This is a genomic window from Geobacillus sp. C56-T2, assembly GCF_007829715.1.
GTDB lineage: Bacteria > Bacillota > Bacilli > Bacillales > Anoxybacillaceae > Geobacillus > Geobacillus icigianus.
Map to the genome: position 1 here is coordinate 648,781 of NZ_VJWB01000001.1, position 24,433 is coordinate 673,213.

Annotated in this window: 20 protein-coding genes; 17 read left to right on the top strand and 3 right to left on the bottom strand. The window is 54.2% G+C overall.

What is annotated here, in order from left to right; all coding sequences use genetic code 11:
• Nucleotides 1-36: 36 nt before the first annotated feature.
• The 3 genes from GC56T2_RS17710 (at nucleotide 37) to GC56T2_RS03335 (ending at nucleotide 3,567) form a co-directional block, all read left to right on the top strand.
• Nucleotides 37-183 carry a hypothetical protein gene (locus tag GC56T2_RS17710; RefSeq protein ID WP_172706165.1) on the top strand — a complete coding sequence of 49 codons (147 nt, stop codon included), beginning with the start codon at nucleotides 37-39 and terminating at the stop codon, nucleotides 181-183.
• Nucleotides 184-539: 356 nt separating this feature from the next.
• Complete coding sequence (locus GC56T2_RS03330; RefSeq protein WP_144973035.1) at nucleotides 540-1,112, top strand: TetR/AcrR family transcriptional regulator; 573 nt, start codon at nucleotides 540-542, stop codon at nucleotides 1,110-1,112.
• Between the two features lie 73 nt (nucleotides 1,113-1,185).
• Nucleotides 1,186-3,567: a YhgE/Pip domain-containing protein gene (locus GC56T2_RS03335; RefSeq protein ID WP_144973037.1), complete on the top strand. Its 2,382-nt coding sequence runs from the start codon at nucleotides 1,186-1,188 to the stop codon at nucleotides 3,565-3,567.
• A gap of 423 nt (nucleotides 3,568-3,990) precedes the next feature.
• On the opposite strand, the gene yhfH is transcribed toward GC56T2_RS03335, so the two are convergent.
• The gene (gene yhfH, locus GC56T2_RS03340) at nucleotides 3,991-4,128 is read right to left on the bottom strand and encodes a protein YhfH (RefSeq protein WP_082799297.1); all 138 of its coding nucleotides are present in this window, start codon (nucleotides 4,126-4,128) and stop codon (nucleotides 3,991-3,993) included.
• Nucleotides 4,129-4,276: 148 nt separating this feature from the next.
• Here yhfH and GC56T2_RS03345 point away from each other — a divergent pair, with 148 nt between their 5' ends.
• The 5 genes from GC56T2_RS03345 to GC56T2_RS03365 all read left to right on the top strand — a co-directional run bounded on the left by GC56T2_RS03345 (nucleotide 4,277) and on the right by GC56T2_RS03365 (nucleotide 9,922).
• Complete coding sequence (locus GC56T2_RS03345; protein WP_033019644.1) at nucleotides 4,277-5,011, top strand: MBL fold metallo-hydrolase; 735 nt, start codon at nucleotides 4,277-4,279, stop codon at nucleotides 5,009-5,011.
• Between the two features lie 358 nt (nucleotides 5,012-5,369).
• Nucleotides 5,370-6,914 (top strand): fatty acid--CoA ligase family protein, encoded by a 1,545-nt coding sequence (locus GC56T2_RS03350; RefSeq protein ID WP_144973039.1) that lies wholly within the window; start codon nucleotides 5,370-5,372, stop codon nucleotides 6,912-6,914.
• A 172-nt stretch (nucleotides 6,915-7,086) separates the two neighbouring features.
• Nucleotides 7,087-8,097, top strand: coding sequence for an ABC transporter substrate-binding protein (locus GC56T2_RS03355; RefSeq protein ID WP_144973041.1), 1,011 nt, complete (start codon nucleotides 7,087-7,089; stop codon nucleotides 8,095-8,097).
• Between the two features lie 69 nt (nucleotides 8,098-8,166).
• On the top strand, nucleotides 8,167-9,159 hold the full coding sequence (locus GC56T2_RS03360) for an ABC transporter permease (RefSeq protein ID WP_144977010.1): 993 nt from the start codon (nucleotides 8,167-8,169) through the stop codon (nucleotides 9,157-9,159).
• Nucleotides 9,125-9,922: an ABC transporter ATP-binding protein gene (locus tag GC56T2_RS03365; protein ID WP_144973042.1), complete on the top strand. Its 798-nt coding sequence runs from the start codon at nucleotides 9,125-9,127 to the stop codon at nucleotides 9,920-9,922. Before GC56T2_RS03360 ends, GC56T2_RS03365 begins: the two co-directional genes overlap by 35 nt.
• A 60-nt stretch (nucleotides 9,923-9,982) precedes the next feature.
• Here GC56T2_RS03365 and dat read toward each other — a convergent pair whose 3' ends face one another.
• Complete coding sequence (gene dat, locus GC56T2_RS03370; protein WP_033019648.1) at nucleotides 9,983-10,846, bottom strand: D-amino-acid transaminase; 864 nt, start codon at nucleotides 10,844-10,846, stop codon at nucleotides 9,983-9,985.
• A 475-nt stretch (nucleotides 10,847-11,321) separates the two neighbouring features.
• Between dat and GC56T2_RS03375 the strand changes: the two genes are divergently transcribed.
• A complete protein-coding gene (locus GC56T2_RS03375) occupies nucleotides 11,322-12,038 on the top strand; it encodes an AzlC family ABC transporter permease (protein ID WP_144973044.1) in 717 nt (238 codons plus the stop codon).
• Nucleotides 12,031-12,336 carry an AzlD domain-containing protein gene (locus tag GC56T2_RS03380; protein WP_144973046.1) on the top strand — a complete coding sequence of 102 codons (306 nt, stop codon included), beginning with the start codon at nucleotides 12,031-12,033 and terminating at the stop codon, nucleotides 12,334-12,336. Before GC56T2_RS03375 ends, GC56T2_RS03380 begins: the two co-directional genes overlap by 8 nt.
• A 69-nt stretch (nucleotides 12,337-12,405) precedes the next feature.
• Here GC56T2_RS03380 and GC56T2_RS03385 read toward each other — a convergent pair whose 3' ends face one another.
• Nucleotides 12,406-12,999, bottom strand: a complete 594-nt coding sequence (locus GC56T2_RS03385; RefSeq protein WP_144973048.1) for an SCO family protein — start codon at nucleotides 12,997-12,999, stop codon at nucleotides 12,406-12,408.
• 190 nt (nucleotides 13,000-13,189) lie between these two features.
• Between GC56T2_RS03385 and aceA the strand changes: the two genes are divergently transcribed.
• The 7 genes from aceA (at nucleotide 13,190) to addA (ending at nucleotide 24,355) form a co-directional block, all read left to right on the top strand.
• Nucleotides 13,190-14,476 (top strand): isocitrate lyase, encoded by a 1,287-nt coding sequence (aceA, locus tag GC56T2_RS03390; protein WP_144973050.1) that lies wholly within the window; start codon nucleotides 13,190-13,192, stop codon nucleotides 14,474-14,476.
• 194 nt (nucleotides 14,477-14,670) lie between these two features.
• The gene (locus tag GC56T2_RS03395; protein WP_033019657.1) at nucleotides 14,671-14,865 is read left to right on the top strand and encodes a hypothetical protein; all 195 of its coding nucleotides are present in this window, start codon (nucleotides 14,671-14,673) and stop codon (nucleotides 14,863-14,865) included.
• Nucleotides 14,866-15,135: 270 nt separating this feature from the next.
• Nucleotides 15,136-15,669 carry a competence protein ComK gene (locus tag GC56T2_RS03400; protein ID WP_033019659.1) on the top strand — a complete coding sequence of 178 codons (534 nt, stop codon included), beginning with the start codon at nucleotides 15,136-15,138 and terminating at the stop codon, nucleotides 15,667-15,669.
• 79 nt (nucleotides 15,670-15,748) lie between these two features.
• Nucleotides 15,749-16,372 (top strand): TVP38/TMEM64 family protein, encoded by a 624-nt coding sequence (locus tag GC56T2_RS03405; RefSeq protein ID WP_144973052.1) that lies wholly within the window; start codon nucleotides 15,749-15,751, stop codon nucleotides 16,370-16,372.
• Entirely contained in the window at nucleotides 16,369-16,917 is a 549-nt protein-coding gene (lepB, locus tag GC56T2_RS03410; RefSeq protein WP_144973054.1) for a signal peptidase I, read from the top strand. The genes GC56T2_RS03405 and lepB overlap by 4 nt, the downstream gene beginning before the upstream one ends.
• Nucleotides 16,918-17,123: 206 nt before the next feature.
• On the top strand, nucleotides 17,124-20,630 hold the full coding sequence (addB, locus tag GC56T2_RS03415) for a helicase-exonuclease AddAB subunit AddB (RefSeq protein WP_305040696.1): 3,507 nt from the start codon (nucleotides 17,124-17,126) through the stop codon (nucleotides 20,628-20,630).
• Nucleotides 20,627-24,355 carry a helicase-exonuclease AddAB subunit AddA gene (gene addA, locus GC56T2_RS03420; protein WP_144973058.1) on the top strand — a complete coding sequence of 1,243 codons (3,729 nt, stop codon included), beginning with the start codon at nucleotides 20,627-20,629 and terminating at the stop codon, nucleotides 24,353-24,355. The genes addB and addA overlap by 4 nt, the downstream gene beginning before the upstream one ends.
• The last annotated feature ends 78 nt before the right edge of the window (nucleotides 24,356-24,433 follow it).

The window sequence follows — 24,433 nt, forward strand, 5'->3', positions numbered from 1 at the left end:
CCCTCTGGACCCCGGAGAGAAGGAGCGTTCAGCGGTGTGCAGGCGAGAGGGGACGATCTTCTTGCAGCCGAAGAAGCCGCGCCGTTCGGCGGCTTCTTCGCAGCGGGAACGGGGCTGATCGAAAAGGCGCTCTTGAAGATCGACTCGCATGACGGAAAAAATTCGTCACATTTGGAAGGATGAAAATCCCCCGGTCCATTTTCCGATTTTAGGTATTTTCACGATCGTCATAATATATAGTGTGGCCGAGAAACGTTTGGTGCTTATATAGCATATAGTGTGTCCGAGAAGCGCCTCGTGCTTATATAGCGATGAGAGAGGGGCTGACCCAAAAGGTTGTCTGCTTTCAAGATCGGCACAACCGATTGTTCGGCAGAAGCAGTCAGCACGTATGTAGAGCAACGAAAGAGGGTGTCTCGCTCCTTTTGGGACACCCTCGTTGTCTCTCCGTTCCCCCTTTACAGGAAACGCGGGCTATGATAACATAAGGATACGGATTGACCGAATTGTTCATTTAGTCATATTGAAGGATGAGGCTCATGGCAAGCGACCGGAGACGACAAATCATTTCTGCAGCGGCCCAATCATTTTCCGCTTTTGGCTATAAAGCGACGACGATGGAACAAATCGCTAGGCTCGCCAACGTCGGCAAAGGAACGATTTATACGTTTTTTAAAAGCAAAGAGGAGCTTCTTGATGAAATTATTTCTTCCTTAATCGCTCAAATTAAAACCGAAGCCGAGCAGGCGATGGATCCGTCGTTGCCGTTTTCCGAAAATGTTCCCCGCGCCTTGTATCGCATTTTGGAATTTCGCCAACGCCATCAACTGACCGCCAAGCTGCTTCAAGAAGTGCGCAGCATCGGCACGGCGGCGGTGCAGGAAGTATTGGCGAAGTTTGATCGCGAGATGGTCCGATTCATTCGATGTAAAATCGAGGCGGCGGTGGAAAAAGGCGAAATCCGCCCTTGTGATTCGGAAATTACGGCGTTTGTGATGCTGAAAACTTACATCGCCTTGATCGTCGATTGGGAAAAGGAGCATGAGCCGCTGAGCAAAGAACAAATCGCCGAATTGTTCACACTGTATTTTTTGCAAGGATTATCAAAATAGATGATCCGTTCTTTTTTTTCGTGTTTGACTAAATGGACAAATTGGTCATTTGTACAAAGGAGGGACTTTTCCTATGTTCGCCAACGAATGGCGGGCGATTTTGTTTCGTCCTAAAGTGCTGATTCCCATTGCTGCTGTTTTATTTATCCCCCTTCTTTACAGCGGGTCGTTTTTATGGGCGTTTTGGGACCCGTATGGTCATTTGGACCGCTTGCCCGTAGCGGTCGTCAATGAAGATCGGGGGGCGAACCTCGATGGCCACTCCCTTCATCTCGGTGACGATGTGGTGAAGCGGTTGAAAAAAACCGATTCATTTTCTTGGCACTTTGTCAATCGCGACAAGGCGTTAAACGGTTTGCAAAACGGCGACTATTATATGGCGATCGTCATTCCATCGGATTTTTCCGAGCGTGCCACAACGGTGCAAGACGCGGCACCTGAACCGCTTCGCCTCAACTATATCGTCAATGAAGGGGCGAACTATCTCGTCGGAAAAATCGGTGATTCTGCCGTTTCAGCTATCAAAGAGGAGATCGGCAAAAATGTCACCAAAGCGTATGCCGAAGCCATGTTGACGAAAATGAAAGAAGCGGGAAAAGGTTTGAAAGAAGCAGGGGAGGGCGCCGGTCGCCTGCATGAAGGCCTTCAATCGGCGGAACAAGGGAGTCGGCAGCTGGCAAAAGGGATGGGAGCCGCTGAGCAGGGGAGCGGCCAGTTAGCGGCTGGCGCGCAAAAACTGACAGAAGGAGCCGGAAAAATATCCGGCCATTTAACCGAGTTGGCTGAAAAATCGATCATGTTTGACCAAGGGCTTCAGTCGGCTAGTGCCGGTGCTTCGCAAGTGAAGGACGGAGCGTCCGCTCTCAAATCCGGCCTTGGGCAATTGGCGGCCGGAGCTGACCGCCTAACCGATGGGGAGCGGCAAGCGCAAGCGGGTGCCGCACGTTTAGCCGGCGGGTTGAATGAATCATTAAGCGGGCTGCAAACATTGCAATCTCGTTTGCCGGCGCTGACGGACGGGGCCTTGCGCGTTCGCGACGGCGCTGAACAGCTTTCGCAAGGGATGGCGCAGTGGAAACAGAAAGCGGGAGAAGCGGCCGCCGGCGCCGGTCAAGTCAGCGAAGGGCTGCGGCAATACGCGGCGGCGCTGCAGGCGCTGTCCGAACAAGCGAGCGATCCGAGCCAAAAAGCGATGTTGCAAACGCTAGTTCAACAGCTGCAGCCGCTTGTTGACGGAAGCGAAGCGGTGGCGGCAGGCGTCGGAAAACTGGCGGAAACGGCCGGGCCGCTGCAAGATGGTGCCGCTCGTCTTGCCGATGGGGCGGATTCCCTTGCCAATGGGCAACAAACCGTGCAAGAAGCGGTGAAGAAGGTGACAGACGGTCAGCGGCAGCTGGCGGCTGGGGCGGCCGAATTATCCGATGCCCATCAGCGGCTGGCGGCAGGGGCGGCGGAGCTGGCGCAGCAGCTTCACCGCGCTGAACGCGGCGCCGAGGCACTAGCTTCCGGCAGCGGCCGATTGGCGCAAGGAGTCGAGACGCTGGCTTCCGGAGCTGATCAATTGGTGTCCGGCACACATCAATTGGCATCCGGCGCCAAACAGCTGACCGCTGGCGCAAAGGGGCTGGCCCAAGGGGCAGGCTCGCTTCAGCACGGAATGGAGCAGCTTTCCGACGGCAGCCGGTCGCTATCGACGGGATTGGCTTCACTGGCCAAAGGCGCGGCAGAAATGGAGGATCGACTGAAAGACGGGGCGAAACAAGCTGCCCACGTTCAAGCGAACGACCGCGTGTATGATATGATCGCCGATCCTGTGCAAAAGAAAAAGCAGCCGCTCCATCATGTTCCTAATTACGGAACGGGATTTGCGCCCTACTTCTTGTCATTAGGGCTGTTTGTCGGCGCGTTGCTGCTGACGATTGTCTTTCCGCTGCGTGAACCAGCGGATCGCCCGACTTCTGGAATAGCATGGTTCTTCGGGAAATGGGGAGTATTGGCGGTGGCGACGGCCGTGCAAACGCTTTTGGCCGACGCATGGCTGCTGTATGGACTCGACTTGCACGTGCAAAGCGTTGGGCGCTTTTTGCTGTTTACGTGGATCATCAGCCTGACGTTTATGATGATCATTCAATTTCTTGTGACCTTGTTTGATAATCCCGGCCGTTTTCTCGCTATTTTGCTGCTGATCGCCCAGCTGATCGGAAGCGCTGGAACGTATCCGATTGAGCTTGTTCCGGATCAGCTGCAGGCCCTTCACCCGTGGTTACCGATGACTCATGCGATTCGCGGGCTAAGAGCGGTTATTTCAAGTGGCGATTTTGCGGTGATGTGGGAAGAAGCGACGAAGTTAGGAATGGTGGCGGTGATTTTTGCGGCTGGAACGTTGCTTTATTTTCACTTTTTGTACCGGCGTCGTTATCGGACGGCTGCAGAGGAGCCTGCCATGCAAGGCTGAGTGTGATCTGTGCTTTGATTCGCTCCAGCAGGATGAGGAAAGTTCGTTTTTCTCATTTGTTTTTAAATGCTGTCCTTTTTCGCTATTGAACTGACCATATTCATTGTTCGGTCACGAGCGAAATTTGCTAAGTGAAGAAGGGGGGATTCCACAAGGATCGGGATCCCCTCTTTCGTTGCGGTTGACGGCTTCTACGACACGATCGGTTGTGCCGATCTTGAAGGCAAACCACCTTTTGGATCAGCCTATTCTTTATCGGATGCAGGAGATTTTTATGCTCATCATGTTGGGGGATATCATGCAAAAAAAAAGACGCCTCTATTATGATGGAGGCGTGTGCAAAAGATAGGCTGCATCGGGGAACAGCCGCTTGCCGGCGGGGCAGCCGGCACAATGTGTGACGCAAGGGATGCGTCCGCTCACCTATTGGCGGTAAGCGGCGCCAAGGCAGTCCGAGCACGTGTTGCCGTAGCATTCATGTTGCTCATCCATCTCTTTTCCGCAGTGCAGACATTTTTTCGGCGGTAAGTTTCTGAAAAATTCCAACACTTTAGCCAACATTCCGATCCCCTCCGTTGTCTTGTTGGTTTTATTGTATTATAACACAAACCAAAATGTCAATAGGTGTTTTAAAACAAAATGTGAAAGATGAAAAAATAAGCTTCGTTGTGTATGATGGAAATAAAACGAAAGAAAGGAGAGAACGGCGATGAAAGTGACGGTCATCGGTTATTGGGGAGGATTTCCCGCTGCCAATGAAGCGACATCAGCGTATTTATTCGAACATGATGGGTTTCACCTTCTTGTTGACTGCGGAAGCGGAGCGCTTGCCAAACTGCAAAACGAGGTCGATGTCCGGCAGTTGGACGCGGTTGTCCTTTCCCATTATCATTACGATCATGTGGCCGATATTGGACCGCTTCAATACGCGCGCCTCATTCATCGAAATTTGGGCGCCGATTTGCCCGTGTTGCCGATCTATGGCCATGCGGAAGACGAGGAGGCGTTTGCCCGCTTGACCCACAGCGGCATCACCGAAGGCGTGGCGTATGATCCGCAAGAAACGGTAACGGTGGGGCCGTTTGCGCTGTCGTTTCTCAAAACCGCCCATCCGGTGCCGTGCTACGCGATGCGGATTAGCGCCGGCGGCAAGGACGTTGTGTATACCGCCGATTCCAGCTATTTGCCGGAGTTTGTGCCGTTTGCGCAAGGCGCCGATTTACTGATCAGCGAATGCAACTTTTACGCTGGGCAACATGCGGCAGCGGCCGGACACATGACGAGCGAGGAGGCGGCGGCTATCGCCAAAGGGGCAGAAGTCGGCGAATTGTGGCTGACGCATTTGCCGCACGTTGGCCGTCATGAGCAGCTTGTCGAAGAGGCTGCCCGCTTATTTGGTGGCGTCATTCGCCTAGCTCGCACCGGGCTCGTATGGGCGCCGTAGCCGAGCCGGTTTTAGGAGGATGTAATGGATTTTGTCGAAAAATATTTTTTTGACACCCCTGAGAGGCCGCAAAGCCTTGATACATCAATATTTATAGAGGGAGGCTGGTGAAAACGGTTGGTTCTCTTGAACCATGGGGGAACGTTTGCAAGGCGCTCCTGATGCGACAAGGTTTATCTATTTGCGAAACAGGTTTGATAAGCGGCTTGCTCCCTTCAATCACCGGCCTTTTAGAGAAGCAGCAAAGGAAACGCTTTCTCTTGTCCTTTGCTGCTCTTTTTTTTATAATAGGTATAGTTCGAATTTTTTTACTTATAAAATGAATGGTCATTCATTCATTTTGGGGGAGGAGCTTCGCATGAACTTACCTGCACGATTGGCGCAAATCGCAAAGCAATTGCCGGACAAGGAAGCGTATGTGTTTTTAGGGGAGCGCTGCACCTATCGGCAGCTCAACGCCGCTGTTTCACAATTCGCCGATGGGTTGGCACAGCTTGGCATCCGCCGCGGCGATCACGTTGCCCTGCTGCTTGGCAACTCGCCGCAGTTTGTCATCGGCTTGTACGGGGCGCTAAGACTCGGCGCGACCGTCATCCCGATTAACCCGATTTACACGCCGGAGGAAATCGGCTATATTTTGCAAAACGGCGATGTAAAAGCCGTCATCGGCCTTGATTTGCTCGCGCCGCTGTTCGCCGAGGCAAAGCGGCGGCTGCCGCTGCTTTCCCATGCGATCGTTTGTGAAACGCCGCAAGGAAAGGAAAAAGCAGTTCCGTTGACCGAAGAGATGAAAACGTTTGCCGCCGTGTTGGCTGCCGGCAGCCCGGAATTCACCGGCCCTGAGCTTGCCGATGACGAAGTAGCCGTCATTTTGTATACGTCGGGAACGACAGGAAAACCGAAAGGGGCGATGCTCACCCATAAAAACTTATACAGCAACGCCCAAGATATAGCCGATTATTTAGGCATCAATGAGCACGATCGCGTCATTGCCGCTTTGCCGATGTTCCATGTGTTTTGTCTGACCGTCGCTCTCAATGCTCCGCTGATGAACGGGGGAACGGTGCTCATCATGCCGAAGTTCAGCCCGGCGCAATTGTTTGCGCTTGCTCGCGAAGAGCGGGCGACGATTTTCGCCGGCGTGCCGACGATGTATAACTTCCTTTACCAGTATGAGGAGGGGAGTGCCGACGATCTGCGGACGCTTCGTCTTTGCATTTCAGGAGGCGCTTCCATGCCGGTTGCGTTGCTGAAAAACTTCGAAGAAAAATTCAATGTGATCATTTCCGAAGGGTATGGGCTGTCCGAAGCGTCGCCGGTCACTTGCTTTAACCCGCTCGACCGGCCGCGCAAACCGGGGTCAATTGGGACGAACATTAAGAACGTGATCAACAAAGTGGTGAACGAATACGGTGAGGAAGTGCCGGTCGGTGAAGTGGGCGAACTTGTCGTCCGCGGCCCGAACGTCATGAAGGGGTATTATAAAATGCCGGAGGAAACGGCCATCGCCTTGCGCGACGGTTGGTTGCACACCGGTGATTTGGCGCGTATGGACGAGGATGGCTACTTTTACATCGTAGACCGGAAAAAAGAGATGATCATTGTCGGCGGCTATAACGTGTACCCGCGTGAAGTCGAGGAAGTGCTGTACAGCCATCCAGATGTGGTTGAAGCGGCGGTGATCGGCGTTCCCGACCCGGATTACGGCGAGGCGGTAAGGGCGTTTGTAGTGACGAAAAATCCGGAGTTGACCGCCGAGCGATTGATCGCCTATTGTCGCGAACGGCTGGCGAAATATAAGGTGCCGACTGCCATTGAGTTTTTGGATGAACTGCCGAAAAACACAACCGGAAAAATTTTGCGCAGGGTATTGAAAGAGCAATTCGTCGCTTCTCGCGCTTGACGGCTGAAACAGAAAGCGCCGGGAGGTCCGTGACGCGGCAAAGAAGGGGCTTGCGCGTCTGGGCCTCTCTTTTTTCTTTTCTGACAATAGTATATTGAAAATAATTTTATTATTTTTTATAATTTTAAACATAAGATAGTTTCGAATTATTTTACATAGGGGGATAGATCATATGGGCAAGCGTATTCGGCGGTTCGCCATCGTCTGTGCGGCCGGCTTGTTCCTGCTCGGCGGCTGCGGCGGAGCAAAGGAAACAGGGAGCGGCCAAGGAAACAGGGGGGGCGGAGGACAGAAGGAAAAAACGTACAAAATCGGCGTGACGCAAATCGTGGAGCATCCGTCGCTCGATGCGGCGCGCAAAGGATTCCAACAGGCGTTGCAGGACAAAGGATTGTCCGTCGATTATGACGTGCAAATCGCCCAAGGCGATCAAAGCACCAACCAAACGATCGCCAACAATTTTGTCTCCGATGGCGTGGATTTGATCTTTGCCAACTCAACCCCAAGCGCGCAGGCTGCGCTCAATGCGACGAAAGACATTCCCATCGTCTTTACATCGGTAACCGATCCGGTTGGCGCCCAGCTCGTGCAATCGATGGAACAGCCGGGCGGCAATGTCACAGGAACGACGGATACCCACCCTGACGCGATTCCGAAAACGGTGCAGTTTATTGACAAGTATGTGCAAGGCCATCGTGTCGGCATGGTGTACAATGCCGGCGAACAAAATTCGGTCGCCCAAGTCGAGCAAGTTAAAAAGGCGATGGAAGGGACAGATTTGCAGATCGTGCCCGCATCGGTATCCACGTCCGCGGAAGTGAAGCAGGCGGCTGAATCGCTGGTCGGCAAGGTCGACTGTTTTTACATCATTACGGATAACACGGTTGTGTCGGCGCTCGAATCGGTCATTCAAGTCGCCAATGAACACGACATCCCGCTGTTCGTCGGCGAGCTTGATTCTGTCAAACGCGGTGGGTTTGCCGCCTATGGCTTTGACTATTACGACATCGGATATGAAGCCGGGGAAATGGCGGCGCAAATTTTGCAAGACGGCAAAAAGCCGTCCGAGCTTCCAGTGCAGTATCCGAAAAAGCTGAAGCTGGTCATCAACAAAAAAGCGGCCCAAGAAATGGGGATTAAACTCAATCCGGAATGGGATTCGATCGCGGAATACATTGAATAAACGAGCGGCTTCCCCCTTCGACGAAGGGGGATTGCCGTCAAAAGGCGGGTGAATGGTGTGTGGACGGCCATGTTCAGTTCGGTGGAGGCCGGCTTGATTTACGCTGTGATGGCGCTTGGCGTCTATTTGTCGTTTCGCGTGTTGGACTTTCCCGATTTGACGGTTGACGGCAGCTTTGTCACCGGCGCATCGGTCGCCGCCGTGATGATCGTCAACGGAGCGAATCCGTTTGCCGCTTCGGCCGCGGCGCTATTGGCCGGATTTGCCGCCGGAGTCGTGACAGGACTTTTGCATACAAAAGGGAAGATCAATCCGCTCTTGTCAGGCATTTTAATGATGATCGCGTTATATTCGATCAATTTGCGCATCATGGGAAAATCAAATATTCCGCTCCTTCAAGAGGAGACGGTCATCAAGCAAATTACAGCCGCTTGGCAGCAGGCCGGATGGGATGATGTGCTCAACCGAGCCGTTTCCTTCACAGGATTCGCGCCGCGAACGTGGGCGGTGCTCGCAGCGATGGCGGCGGTGGCGGTCGTGGTAAAAGGAATGGTGGACTGGCTGTTGAAAACGGAGTTGGGCATTGCCATGCGGGCCACGGGGGACAATCAGCCGATGGTGGCGAGCTTTTCCGCCAATACGGACGGCCTCATCATCTTCGGGCTTGGGCTGTCGAATGCGCTTGTCGCTTTTTCCGGGGCGCTCGTCGCCCAGTACGGAGGATTTAGTGACATCGGCATGGGAATTGGCATGATTGTCATCGGGTTAGCTTCCGTCATTATCGGCGAGGCGCTGTTTGGCGCTCACTCCGTTGTTCGGGCGACGTGGGCAGTGATCGGCGGGGCCATCGTCTATCGCCTGATTTTGGCGCTCGCTTTGCGGGTCGAGTTTTTGGAGACGAGCGATGTGAAGCTGATTACCGCTCTCATTGTCATGGCGGCCCTCATCGTGCCCAACCTCTGGGCGGCCCAAAAAGAAAAGCGGAGAAAAAGACGAAAAGCCGAGCAGCTGGAGAGGGGGGAGGCTGTTGCTGGAGCTGAAACGAATTACAAAAGTGTTTAACGAAGGAACGGCCGATGAAAAAATCGCTTTAGGCGGCATCGACTTGACGCTTTCCCCCGGCGATTTCGTCACGGTCATCGGCAGCAACGGCGCCGGGAAATCGACGCTGATGAACATCATTTCCGGACGGCTGTCTCCCGACACGGGGGAAGTGTGGATCAATGGCCGCAATGTGACATCGCTTAAGGAACATGCGCGCGCCCGTTATATCGGTCGCGTTTTCCAAGACCCGATGGCCGGCACCGCCCCGCATATGACGATTGAGGAAAATCTTGCGCTCGCTTACAACCGGACGAAGCGGCGCACGCTCCGGTTCGGGGTGACTAAGGAAAAGCGCGAGTGGTTTCGCGAGACGCTGCGAACGCTTCATTTAGGGCTAGAGGACCGGCTGACAGCGAAAGTAGGACTGCTTTCCGGCGGCGAGCGGCAGGCGCTCTCGTTATTGATGGCGACGTTTACCAAGCCTGATGTGCTTCTTCTTGATGAACATACGGCTGCTCTCGACCCGGCGCGCGCTGAGCTCGTTACTGAATTGACGAAGGAAATCGTCGCCAAACACCGTTTGACGACGCTGATGGTGACGCATAATATGGAGCAGGCGATTCGCCTTGGCAACCGGCTCATTATGATGGATGGCGGACAAATCATCTTTGCCGCCGAAGGAAAGGAAAAGGAGGAGCTGACCGTCGAACGGCTGCTTGCTGAATTTCAACGCATTCGCGGCAGTCAATTTGCGAGCGATCGCGCGGTCCTCAGCCAATAGACGAGGCGAGGTGCCCCGAACGAGAGGAGCGGGACACCTCGCTTTTCATTGGTGGGCCCACTAGGCGTTGCGCGCGGCCGGCTGCGTTGCCGTTTGGTAGGCGGCTTGCAACGATTGGGTGACGGCTCCCGGCTGGCCGCTGCCGATCGTCGTGTCGTCCACTTGGATGATCGGAATAATGGACGAGGTGGTGCTCGTTAAAAACAGCTCATCGGCTTGGGCGAGGTCGTGGACCGAAAACGCTTCTTCCATGAACGGGATGCCAAGCTCTCCGCAAAACTGCTTCACTTTCGTGCGGACGATGCCGTTTAAAATCCGCTCGGTGGCAGGATGGGTATATACCGTCCCAGCTTTGACGAGAAAAATGTTCGACGAACTTCCTTCCGTGACGATGCCATCGCGGTGGAGAATCGCTTCGAATGCCCCGCGCTCGACCGCTTCTTGCTTGGCCAGCACGTTTGGCAACAAGTTCAAGCTTTTAATATAGCAATACTCCCAGCGGACATCCTTGGTCACAATGACGCGCACGCCACGCGTCATTTCGTTTCTTTTCCGCGCCATCGGCTCGATGTAGGCATACAAGTTCGGGCGGTTTTCCGCCGGAAAAGCATGGGCGCGGGGAAAGCTTCCGCGCGTCACTTGCAAATATAAAATGGCATCTTCGTGCACATCGTTCAAGCGGCGGAGCTCCTCGAGCCGCGCGGCCAGCTCTTCGGGAGCGAACGGGACGGACAGGCGAATAGCGGCCGCCGAACGATACAGACGATCGAGATGTTCTTCTAACCAGATGTACGTTCCATTGTATAGGCGCACGACTTCGTAGACGCCGTCGCCGAACTGCAAGCCGCGCTCTTCCATCGGATACGTCACCTGCTCATAGCGGAGAACGCCGCGTTCGGTCAATACGTACGGTTTTACTGACACAATAGCCCACTCCTTTTCAATTGCGCACATAATGAACCAATTCGATTATATCATAGATGGAGTTTCTCCCCTACTCCCGCTTTGTGCCAAAGCGGGAGTTTCCTAGGGGGCTGGCGATTTAAGGGACAAGCCGTTTATCAAGCCCGTTTCTCAAATAGAAAAGCCCTGTCGCATTAGGATCGTCTTTCAAACGTTCCCCCATTGCTCAAGAGAAACAACCGTTTTTCACCAGCCATCTAGGAGGCTGGTGATTTAGTGTAAAATGTTACGGATCCCATCAATTCCCCAATTAGAGAAACTTTGTAGAATCCGATTTCTTTTCTGAATGAAAATGCCGCCGATCGGGGTGCGACAGCGGTTTTTCACCGGCCTTCTAGTTAAGAGGATAAAAGAATTGACCTATGTTCGGGTTGCGAAATGACAGCGATTTTTAGACAATAAACATATGAAACTAGCGAAACGGGGGAATGGATGGATGGAAACGACATGGACGGCTAGGAAAATGGCGCCGTTTCGCCAAGGGGTGCAGGCGGGGGTGGCGATCGCCATCGGCTATATGCCGATCGCGCTGACATTTGGCCTGCTCGCTAAGACGACCGGGCTGACGCTCGCAGAAACGGTGCTGATGAGCGTCGTCGTTTTTGCCGGCGCCTCGCAATATATTGCCCTCAGCTTGCTTTCCGTCGGTACCGGCATATTTGAAATCATTTTAACAACATTTGTTTTAAACATTCGCCATTTTTTAATGTCCGCTTCGCTCAACGAAAAAGCGGAGGCGGATGCGCTTTGGAAAAAGGCGCTGTATGCGTTTGGCATCACCGATGAAACGTTTTCCGTTGCGGCCATGAAAGAGGGGACGGTCAGCGCTTCGTATATGTTTGGATTGATCATGATGGCGTACGGTAGCTGGGTCGTCAACTCCGGCATCGGTTATGCTGTCGGGGCGAGTTTGCCGGAAAGCTTACAAGAGAGCATGTCGGTCGCTTTGTACGCCATGTTTATCGGCTTGCTTGTTCCAGCGCTGAAAAAGGAGCGGAAAACGGTATGGCTCGCAGGGTTAGCGGCCGTGTTCAACTCGCTCGGCACGCTTGTCTTTCATCTGTCTAAAGGCTGGTCGATCGTGCTGGCGACGCTTCTTTCCGCAGTCGTCGTCGAGTGGCTGGCGAAGAAGGGGGAGAATGAGGATGAATAACGCGATCGTTTGGATGATTCTCGGCATGGGGATCGTCACGTATTTGCCGCGCATGTTGCCGTTCGTGCTGCTTGGGCGCGTCGAGCTGCCGCCGTTTTGGCAAGGGGTGCTGAAAAATGTGCCGTATGCTGCACTTGGCGCGCTGATTATCCCTGATATTTTTTTCATTCAAGACGACGTTCTTTTTGGGGTGATCGGTTTTGCGGCGGCGGTGGCGGCCGCCTGGCTCGGTGCGAATGTTATTGTTGTCGTGCTTGCTGCGGTTGTCGTGCTTAGTTGCTATTCGATGTTGATGTGAAAGGTTCGGCGTTCTTCAATGAAAAAAGGGCAGACAATGCCCTCTTTTTTTTACACCTGTACAAAACCGTCACGACAATTCATCCATAATCGTTTCGTACACATCATCAACACGAAATCGTGACGCTCCCCCCATGTCGATCTGTTCGATGACCCGTCCGTCGCGATTGAGCAAGTAAGCGAGCGACGTATGCACCATCATGCCGTTTCCCGGGTCACGGTATTGGAAGTGGAAAGCGTCTGCCATCGCTTTTGTCACCGCTTCGCTGCCGCGCAAAAACACCCATCCTTGCCCATCGCCAGTTACGCCAAATGCATTTGCGTATGCTTGCAGTTTTTCTTTCGTGTCGCGCGCCGGGTCGATAGTGATCGTGACGAATTCCACATCGCGCCCGAACACTCCGGCTTTTTGCAGCCGGTCGCGCAGTTTGGCCATTTGCATCGTCGTATTCGGGCAAATATCCGGGCAGTTCGTATAGATGAATTCGACGAGTCGAACTTTTGGCGGCAAGTCGTCAAAGGAATAAGGGGCTCCCCACGCCGTTTCCATCGTCACGCCATCCGGCAGACGCATAGCAGACGGCTTGTAGACGGCGAAGTAAAAGATGCCGGCACCGATGCCAACGAGCACAAGCGATGCGGCGATCATATACCATTTTTTCATCATCATCACTCCTCTACTATTGATCATACCAAAATGATGGACAGAAAAAATGCCGTTTTTATGAACGTTATGCGTCTATTTTCTTAATTGAGAAAAGTTTCAAAAAAGGGCTTGCATTTTTTCTTAACTGTTATATAATAAAACCGTAAATAAAAATAATGTAATATAACAAGAGATGGGGGAAAGGAAAATGGCGTCATTTGCTGAACGTGTTCGTCAATTGGAGGAAAGTTGGAAAAATGAGGAGCGCTGGAAAGGAATTGTTCGCCCGTACAGCGCGGAAGATGTCATTAAGTTGCGCGGCTCGCTTGATATTGAGTATACGCTCGCTCGGCGCGGAGCCGAGAAGTTATGGCAGCTGTTAAATACGGAAGATTACGTTCATGCGCTCGGCGCGCTGACCGGCAATCAAGCGGTGCAACAGGTGAAAGCGGGGCTGAAAGCCATTTACTTAAGCGGCTGGCAGGTGGCGGCCGATGCCAACCTCGCCGGGCATATGTATCCGGACCAAAGCTTGTATCCGTCCAACAGCGTTCCGCACGTTGTGAAACGCATTAACCAAGCATTGCAGCGCGCGGATCAAATTCAATATTTGGAAGGCAGCGGCGATATCGATTATTTCGTGCCGATCGTTGCCGATGCCGAGGCTGGGTTCGGCGGCCAGCTGAACGTGTTTGAGCTCATGAAAGCGATGATTGAGGCGGGAGCGGCTGGCGTCCACTTTGAGGATCAGTTGTCATCGGAGAAAAAATGCGGGCATTTAGGGGGCAAAGTGCTGTTGCCGACGCAAACGGCGGTGCGCAACTTGATTGCGGCGCGCCTCGCTGCCGATGTGATGGGCGTTCCGACGGTGCTGATCGCCCGCACCGATGCCAATGCCGCCGATTTGATCACAAGCGACATCGACCCGCGCGATCAAGAATTTATTACGGGCGAGCGGACGCCGGAAGGGTTTTACCGCACGAGGGCTGGTCTCGATCAGGCCATCGCCCGCGGTTTGGCCTATGCGCCGTATGCGGATCTCATTTGGTGCGAAACGAGCGAACCGAACTTGGAGGAAGCACGGCAGTTTGCTGAAGCCATTCACGAGAAGTTCCCGGGCAAGCTGTTGGCGTACAACTGCTCGCCATCATTCAACTGGAAGAAAAAGCTGGATGATGAAACGATTGCGAAGTTCCAGCAAGAGCTTGGGAAAATGGGATACAAATTCCAGTTCGTCACTTTGGCCGGGTTCCATGCCCTCAACTATAGCATGTTCGAACTGGCGCGCGGTTACAAGGAGCGCGGCATGGCGGCGTACGCTGAGCTGCAGCAAGCCGAGTTTGCCGCTGAGAAGTACGGGTATACGGCCACGCGCCATCAGCGCGAAGTCGGCACCGGCTATTTCGATGAAGTCGCCCAAGTCATCTCCGGCGGCCAGTCGTCGACCGTCGCGTTGAAAGGATCGACCGAGGAAGAACAGTTTACAAAGGCTTGAACGAAACGGACCGAAACGGTTGTCTGCCTTCAAGATAGCATCGCATATCGCATGAAACACAAAGCCGATGCGCCGATCACTGCGAAAGAGGGGGTCCCGATCCTTCGGGACAACCTCATTTTTTTGGTTTGGCTGCAAGTGCAGCGCATAAAAGGAAAAAGACGGCGCATGCTATATAGGCAGGAGGCGATGCGATGAAAAAGGACAAAAGCGAGCTGCCGGAGGTAATGCCGGCCGAATTCCGCGTCAGCACCGATCTCCATTTTGAACAATGGGGAATGAATGAGGAAACGTACGCGGGCGACTCTGTCGGCGAACATACGGCGCTGGAACAAGCGAATGAATATTTGGCGATGAAAGAAATCGGTCAAACGTTTGAGAACGCCTAAACCGACCCATGACCAGCGTCATGGGTTTTTTTCATTAACTTTGGTTCGTCATCAAAACGTGTACTTGACAGACAGTGAACTTCTCTAAACAGGTGTATGCAAAAAATGATTGATTTCCCTGTTCTTTCGTGGATGCATAAGTTAAGATGTGTAATGAAAAAATCCAGTACAACTTTTAATGAAGAACCTTAACTTTTTCAAAATATAGAAAAATATAACTACTTGTGTTATGATAGAAAATAGTGAGCGAACAGGAAAGGAGATGGATCGATGAAGATCAACGAGTTCATTGTCCTTGAACAGTTCATCGTCAGTCGATATACGATGGCGATTCTCCCCTACTTTTTGAACAGCGACGTGTATGCGAAAGTCATCGAGGAAGATGGCGAGTACATTGTGAAAAAAACGCCGACCGATATCGTCAAACAGAGTTGTGATTATTACGGGAGCAGCTACCGGGGGAGGAAAGAGGGAACAAAAGCCATTATCGGCATCACCCATAAGGCGCCGATCGCCATCGAACCGTCCAATGAAATTTACGTATTTCCAACCGCTTCTCCACGAGATTTCCGCTGCGTTTGGCTTTCGCACATGCACGTCTATCGATACGAACCTGCCAAATATGAACAGACCATCGTGTACTTCCGCAACGGAAAAAGTGTCTCCCTCGATGTTTCCTGCAAGTCGTTTATCAATCAATTGCACCGGACCGCCCAACTGCGGACGAAGTTATCCGAACGGATGGAAGCGCGAGAACGCAAACTCCAGTACATATTCCGCATGCAGCAGGAAAAACAGACGTGATTTTGCAAAGGTGAGTTCAAATTGGGCGCCTAGGGGTGTAAAATAGACATATAAACAGCATTTGAATGGGGAAAGATACATGGACATGGAAACCGTCAAACAATGGTTCACACTCGATCACATTCTTGCTTTGCTTGAACAGTATCGCTCCTTCGGCGTGCTTCCCGGCATCGCGGCGACGCTTTTGGAATCATTTTTTCCGATTTTGCCGATGGTTGTTTTTGTCATGGCCAATGCAGCGGCGTTTGGGTTGTGGAAAGGATTTTTCATTTCTTGGTTCGGCGCCTCGCTTGGGTCGCTCCTCGTTTTTTGGCTGACGCGGAAAGTGGGGCAAAAGCGCTTTTTTCATTTTGTCCGCCGTCATCCGAAGGTGCGCCAGTTTATGCATTGGATTGAACGGCACGGATTCGGGCCGCTGTTTTTGCTGTATTGTTTTCCGTTCACCCCGTCGGCGCTTGTCAACATTGTCGCCGGGCTGTCGCGCATCAGTCGGCAGCAGTTTATACTGGCTGTGCTTCTCGGAAAGATGATCATGGTGTTTACGATCAGTTTCATCGGCTACGACTTGGTGGCGCTCGTCCGCCAGCCGCTGCGGACGGCGATGATCGCCGCAGCCGTTTTCCTTCTTTGGTATGCCGGAAAGCGGGTCGAAGCGAGGTTTTCACTGACGGAAAAACGCGAAAGCGAGGGGGACGGAGAGTGACAGAACGGAAAGAGAAACAAGGGCGCCGGTGGCTGTGGATGACAGCCGTCTGCCTTGCGGTTGCGCTCCGTTTGTTTGTGTTCAGTCCTTATATCGTTGAAGGAAAATCGATGATGCCAACGTTAGAGAGCGGCAATTGGCTCGTTGTCAACAAGCTGTCTTATGACATCGGTCCGATTCATCGGTTTGATGTGATCGTCTTTCACGCCACGAGAAACGAAGACTACGTCAAGCGCGTCATTGGCTTGCCGGGCGACCGGATTGAGTATAAAAACGATGTGTTGTATGTCAATGGGAAACGGATGGATGAGCCGTATTTGCGCCCGTATAAGCAAAGCTTAGCCGGAGGCAAGCTGACCGGTGATTTTACGCTTGAGGAAGTGACAGGAAAAACGAGGGTGCCACCTGGCTGTGTGTTTGTCCTTGGCGATAATCGTTTGGGCAGTTGGGACAGTCGGCATTTCGGCTTCGTGAAAATCAGCCGAATCGTCGGCAAAGTCGATCTTCGCTATTGGCCGCTGAACGAGTTCGCGTTCCAGTTTTAACGGACCACCGGAAGACGTCTCCCACTTCGAAACAATAGTGAAAGGGAGATGAATTTCGGTTCCATCTTAAAAAGAAAGGCCCAAAAAAGCGTCAGCGTAGCTGGCGGGAGTATGTCACGCTGGATGAGGCAGCGCTTTTTTCTTTCCAAAAGCGAACGTATGTGCTAAAATAAAGAAAATAAAGGAAACGGATGGTGGTAAGAGCCATGTCGCTTCGGTTTTTGCTCGGGCGGTCGGGGAGCGGGAAAACGGCCGCCTGTCTGGGCGAAATACAAACCATGCTGAAAGAAAGCCCACAAGGACGAACGATCGTTTACCTCGTTCCGGAACAAATGACGTTTCAATGCGAATACGCCCTAATACATACAGAAGGGACGGACGGGATGATCCGTGCCCAAGTGTTCAGTTTCACGCGCCTCGCTTGGCGCGTGCTGCAAGAAACCGGCGGCATGAACCGCTATCACGTGCATGATGTTGGCGTGCAAATGATGATCCGCAACATTATTGAACAGCGCCGGCAGGAGCTTAGACTGTTCGGACGCGCGGCGGACAAACAAGGGTTTATTGAGCAGCTGCACGACATGATCGCCGAATGCAAACGATATTGCCTGACGCCGGGGGAGCTCCGCCGCCACGCCGAGGCGCTTACGGCCGATTCGAATCAACCGGGACGGCGGCTGCTCGCCGACAAACTAAGCGATGTCGCGCTCGTCTATGGCGAGCTCGAACGAAGCCTGAGCGGCCATTATCTCGATTCGGAAGATTATTTGCGCTTGCTCGCTGAACAAATTCCGCACTCCGTTTATTTGCGTGACGCTGAGATTTATATCGACGGATTCCATCATTTTGCGCCGCAGGAATACGCGGTCATCGAACAGCTTCTCCGCCATTGCCGACGCGTCACCGTTTCTTTGACCATTGACCGGCCATATGACGATGGCGTGCCGGATGCGCTCGATCTGTTTTATTTGCCGGCGCAAACGTATCAACAGCTGCGCGCACTCGCGCTCAGCAGCGGCGTATTGATCGAAGAGCCGGTCGTGCTTACGGAAAACCGCCGGCATGAAAGCAGCGCGCTTGCCCATTTGGAAAGGCAATTTCACCATCGTCCGTTGATTCCGTATGAGGAAAAGACCGATGCGGTTTGCATTTACGAAGCAGCCAACCGGCGGGCGGAAGTGGAGGCGGTTGCTCGCGAAATCATTCGCCTCGTCCGCGATGAGGGAGCGCGCTATCGCGACATTGCCTTGATCATTCGCGATCTTGAATCATATCGCGATGTGGTCAAAACGGTACTTTTTGACTTTGGCATCCCGTCCTTCATGGATGAGAAAGAGCCGATGCACTACCATCCGCTCGTTGAGCTCGTACGCGCCGCGCTCGAAACCGTCGTGACGCGCTGGCGCTACGAGGCGGTGTTTCGGGCGGTGAAAACCGATTTGCTTTTTCCGGCTGACGAAGACGCGGCCTGGTGGCGCGAGGCGGCGGACAAGCTGGAAAATTACGTGCTTGCCCATGGAGTGAAAGGGGATCAGTGGACGAGCGGCGAACGTTGGACGTACCGCCGCTATCAAGCGCTTGACGGGTTGAATGTGCCGCAGACTGACGAAGAGCGGCAGTTTGAAGATGAGTTGAACCGGTGGCGCGAGGTGTTGACCGCCCCGCTTCGCCGGCTTGACCGCCGCTTGCACCGGGCTTCGGATGGACGCGGGCTTTGCACGGCGTTATATCTCTTTCTCGAAGAATTGCAGATTCCAAAAAAACTCGAGAAAATGAGCGCCGAAGCCGAAGCGGCCGGGCGCTTAATCGAGGCGCGTCAGCACGAACAAGCGTGGAACGCGGTCGTTGACTTGCTCGATCAATATGTGGAAATGCTTGGCACCGAGTCTCTTCCGCTCGCCGAGTTTGCCAAAATCATTGAAGCCGGGCTCGATCGCCTCGAATTCTCGCTCGTTCCGCCGGCGCTCGATCAAGTGATTATCGCCCAACTGGATCGTTCGCGGCTGTTTGACATCAAGTACGCGTTTGTCATTGGCGTCAACGAGGGCGTCATTCCGGCCAAAGTGAAGGAAGAAGGGCTGATGGCCGAGATCGAGCGCGAACAATTGCGCGCGCTCGGCGTGTCGCTAGCCCCCGGAAGTCGGGAGCAGCTGTTTTATGATCCGTTTTTCGTCTACTTGGCGCTCGTGGCTCCGCGCCGCCGTCTGTACGTCGCCTATCCGCTCGCTGACGGCGAAGGAAAGGCGCTGATGCCGTCCCCGCTCATTCAACAATTGAAGAATTTGTTCCCGCTGGCGCCGGTGAAGTTATGCAGCAATGACCCGTTCGATGTTCCGGAGGAGGAGGCGGAAGCCTTCGTCACCGTCCGGAGGGCGACGCAAACGTATTTGGTCAGCCAACTGCGGGTGTGGAAGCGGAATTATCGCATCGATCCGTTGTGGTGGGGAGTGTATAACGCGCTCGTCCGCCATCCGGAGTGGCGCAAAGACGTGCAGCATGCCGTTTCCGCCCTCTTTTATACGAACAAAGCGGCGCCGCTGAAAAAACGGTGGAGCGAGCGGCTGTACGGAACAAAGATTCAAGCGAGCGTCTCGCGCATGGAACAGTTTCAAAAATGCCCGTACGCTCACTTTGCCTCGCACGGGCTGCGTTTGAAAGAGCGCCATGTTTTTCGGCTTGAGGCTCCCGATGTCGGGCAGTTGTTTCACGCTGCCATCAAGCAAATCGCCGACCAGCTCCGTGAACGGCATGTCGAATGGAGCAAATTGTCAAAGCTGGAATGCGAGCGGCTGTCGGCCGAGGCTGTTGAGCGGATTGCCCCGCTCATTCAGCGGCAAGTGCTAGCAAGCTCATCTCGCTATCAATATATGAAACGGAAACTGCAAAACGTGGTCGCCCGCACGGCGTACGTGCTAAGCGAGCACGCGCGGGCGAGCGGCTTCGTTCCGGTTGGGATGGAGCTGTCGTTTGGACCGGGCGGCGACTTGCCACCGCTTCGCTTTCGGCTCCGCGACGGAACGACGATGGAACTCGTCGGGCGGATCGACCGCATTGACAAAGCAGAAAGCGGCCAAGGGGTGCTGCTTCGCATCATCGATTACAAATCGAGTGCCAAAGCGCTTGATATAGCGGAAGTATACTATGGGCTGGCGCTGCAAATGTTCACGTATTTGGACATTGTATTGACGTATGCCGAACAATTGGTCGGAAAGCCGGCGCTTCCGGCGGGAGTGCTTTATTTCCATATTCACAATCCGATCGTTCAAGCGAAACAGTGGGTCGATGACGAAGTGAAGCTGGTGCAAAAGTTGCTTGAACCGTTTCGGATGCGCGGGCTGCTGCTCGCGGACGTGGAAGCGATCCGGCTGATGGACAGCAAGCTTGAAGACGGGCAATGGTCGCTGATCGTACCCGCACAAATCACCAAAAGCGGATCGATCCATTCGCGCTCATCGGTGGCGAGTGAATCGGATTTTACGGCGCTTCGTCGCCATATCCGCCGCTTGTTTGTCGAGATCGGCGGGCAAATCGCCGATGGCGTTGTATCGATTGCTCCATATAAGCTAAAAGAGAAAACGGCGTGCGAGTTTTGCCCGTTCAAGCCGGTGTGCCAGTTTGACGAGGCGCTTCCGGGCAATGAATATCGAAAACTAGTTCCGCAGACGAAAGAAGCGGTCTTGGAAAAAGTAGCGGAAGGAGAGGACGAGCGATGAACATGGCGATTCGCCCGAAGCCGGCCGGAAGCCGATGGACGGAAGAACAATGGAAGGCGATCACCGCCGGCGGCCGCGATCTTCTCGTTGCCGCGGCGGCCGGTTCTGGCAAAACGGCGGTTCTTGTCGAACGGATCATTCAAAAAGTGACGGCGGAAGAAGGAGCGGTGGATATCGACCGCCTGCTTGTCGTCACGTTTACCAATGCCGCTGCGGCTGAGATGAAGGCAAGGATCGGCGAAGCGCTCGAACGGGAGCTGGCGAAACGCCCGCATTCTCTCCACTTGCGGCGCCAGCTCAGCCTGCTTCCCCGCGCTTCGATTTCGACGCTTCATTCATTTTGCTTGGATGTCATTCGCAAATATTACTATTTGCTTGATTTAGACCCGTCGTTTCGCATCGCTGATGAAACGGAGATCGAGCTGCTCAAGGAAGACGTCCTTGAAGACCTGCTTGAAGAAGAATACGGAAAGGCGGACAATGATCGCTTTTTGGCGGTCGTCGATGCTTATACGGGCGATCGGAGCGATGCAGAGCTACAGGAAATGATTTTCTCGCTTTATGAGTTTTCTCGCTCTCATCCTGAGCCGGACGAATGGCTTGCCGGCTTGGCGTCGATGTATGATGTTGATGCTGAAGCGGACGTGAGAACGTTGGCGCCGGCACGCTATCTCGCTCAGCATGCAGAAATGGAGCTGACGGCGGCTTTGCGATTGATCCGAAAGGCGCTGGAGCTGGCGGAAGCACCGGGCGGTCCCGAGCCGTACACGGAACGGTTGCGCGAAGACGCCGCGCTCGTTTCCGGGCTGCAAATGAGGGTCGCCGGACCGTGGGACAAGCTGCACGAGGCGTTGCAATCCTTGTCGTTCGGACGCTTGCCGTCGTGCAGCAGCAAACGATACGAAGCGCACCTGATCGATGAAGTGAAGGCGTTGCGCGAGCAGGCGAAAAAGAAAATCGAAGCGCTGCGCGACCATGTATTTTCGCTTCCTCCGTCCGCTTGGCTCCGCCACATGCAGGAAATGAAACCGATCGTGGAAACGATCGCCGCGCTCGTTCGCCGTTTTGCCGCTAGGTTTCAGGAAGCCAAACGGGAAAAAGGGGTCGTAGATTTCTCCGATTTGGAGCATTATTGCTTGCGCGTTCTGCGGCACCGCCATCCAGAGACGGGCGAATGGCAGCCCACCGCCGCCGCCCTCGAGTACCAAGCTCAGTTTGATGAGGTGCTTGTCGACGAATATCAGGATACGAACCTTGTCCAAGAAGCTATTTTGCAATTGGTCAAGAAAGGAAGCGAGCGGACGGGCAACTTGTTTATGGTCGGCGATGTCAAACAGTCGATTTATCGATTTCGGCTGGCCGAACCGCTGCTGTTTTTGGATAAATACAAACGGTTTACGGCGGACGGAGAAGCCGGGGGCATGAAAATCGATCTAGCGAGCAACTTCCGCAGCCGCCGGGAAGTATTGGACGGAACGAATTTTCTTTTTTCACAAATCATGGGCGAAGCCGTTGGGGAGCTCGTTTACGATGAAGCCGCGCGCCTGAAATACGGCGCCGATTACCCCGACGGGAGCGATGCCGTCCCGGAAGTCGTGGTCATCAATCGGCAGCGGACCGAGGAAGAGGAAGAAGAGGAAGCGGCTGAATTGGCGGCCGCCGAGCTGGAAGCGCGCTGGATCGCCAAAAAGGTGAAAGAGCTCATTGCCCGGCCGTTTTGGGTGTACGACCGTTCTACCGGTGCACCGCGGCGCGTGATGTACCGCGATATCGTCATTCTTGTCCGCTCGATGACCAATGCGTCGCCGATGATCGAGCAGTTGCAGGCGCAAGGCATTCCCGCGGCGGCTGACCTGTCTGCCGGCTATTTTCAGGCGACGGAAGTATCCACCATGCTGTCGCTGTTACGGGTTATCGATAATCCGGATCAAGATATTCCGCTGGCGGCTGTGCTCCGTTCGCCGCTGTTTCGTTTTGATGAAAACGAGCTGGCGATGATCCGCTTGGCCGCTCCGAAAGGCACGTTTTATGAAGCGCTGCAGTCTTTCCGGAACAAGCCGGCCGAGACGGATGAGGAGGAACAAGCGAAGCGGAAGGCGGCGGTTTTTCTCGAGCGGCTGGCAAGCTGGCGCACGATGGCGCGCCGCCGTTCATTGGCCGACCTCATTTGGCAGCTGTACCGCGATACACAGTATTACGATTTTGTCGGCGCGCTGCCGGGCGGAAAACAGCGTCAAGCCAACTTGCGCGCCTTGTATGATCGCGCTCGCCAGTATGAATCGGCGTCGTTTCGCGGGCTGTTTCGCTTTCTTCGCTTCATCGAACGGCTGCAAGAGCGCGGTGACGATCTCGGCTCCGCCCGGCCGCTCGGCGAGCAGGAAGATGTTGTGCGGATCATGACGATCCACAGCAGCAAAGGGCTCGAGTTTCCGGTCGTCTTTTTGGCCGGGCTCGCGCGGCCGTTTTATACGCGCGATTTGCATCATTCGTATTTGCTCGACAAAGAGCTTGGTTTTGCTGCCCGCTATGTCCATCCGCGGCTGCGCATCAGCTACCCGACGTTGCCGTTTATGGCCATTCAGCAAAAAAAGCGGCTCGAGCTGCTGGCGGAGGAGATGCGCATTTTATACGTCGCGCTGACGCGGGCGAAAGAAAAGCTGTATTTCATCGCTTCCGTTCCTGACGCGGACAAGGAGCTGAAAAAGTGGAGAGGGGCGATGGCGGAAGACGGCTGGCTTCTTCCTGACGACATGCGGGCATCGGCTCGCTCGTATTTGGACTGGATCGGGCGCGCCCTCATCCGCCACCGCGCCGGCTGCGAGCTTGTGGGAGAACCGGCGCCTGCGGAGATCGCTTCCCACCCGTCTGTCTGGCGCATCGTGATCGTGCCGGCCGCCGAGCTTCACGGCAGCGAAGCGACAGCGGATGAGACAGAGCTTCACCTATTGACGGCTCTAAAGGAGGGACTTCCCGTTCCAGCCGGCGAGGAGTGGGAGGGAGAGGCCAAGCGGCGCCTTATGTGGACGTATCCTTACGAAAAAGAAACAGCGGTGCGCGCCAAACAATCCGTATCTGAGCTCAAAGAACAGCGCGCGCTGTTTGGCGAGCAGGCGGACGAATGGCGGCCGCGCCAAGGGACGGCGCCGGTGTTTTCCCGTCCGCGCTTCATGCAGGTCAAAACATTAACGCCCGCTGAAAAAGGGACGGCGCTTCATGTCGTGATGCGACATCTCGATTGGCGTGCTCCGCTTGATGAGCGAGCGATCCGCAGCCAGATTGCCCGCCTCGTGGAAAACGAGCTGCTGGCCGCCGAACAAGCGGAAGCGGTGGACAGCGAAGCGATCTTGTCCTTTTTCGCCACCGATATCGGCCGACGCCTTCGTGAAGCGCGCGAAGTGCACCGCGAAGTGCCGTTCAGTTTGGGAATTCCGGCGGCTGAGCTTTATGGGCGCCTAGGGATGGAGAGCGACCGCCGCGTGCTTGTGCAAGGGGTGATCGACTGCGTGTTTGCGGATGAACGCGGTTATGTGATGCTCGATTATAAGACCGACGAAGTGGTGGATCGCTTTGGCGGACAACTGGAAGAAGCGGCTCGATTTCTGCTCGGGCGTTACGGGGAGCAGATGCGCTTGTATCGTCGGGCGATTGAGCAAATCTGGCGGGTGCCGGTTTCGGAATGCTATTTGTATTCATTTTCCGGCGGGTGTGCGATTGCTGTTGACTAACGGCGGAAACGACCGGGGAAAAGAGCGTGGCGATAGAAAGAAAACGTGGCGCCGATCGGGCCAAAAGCCATAGCCAAG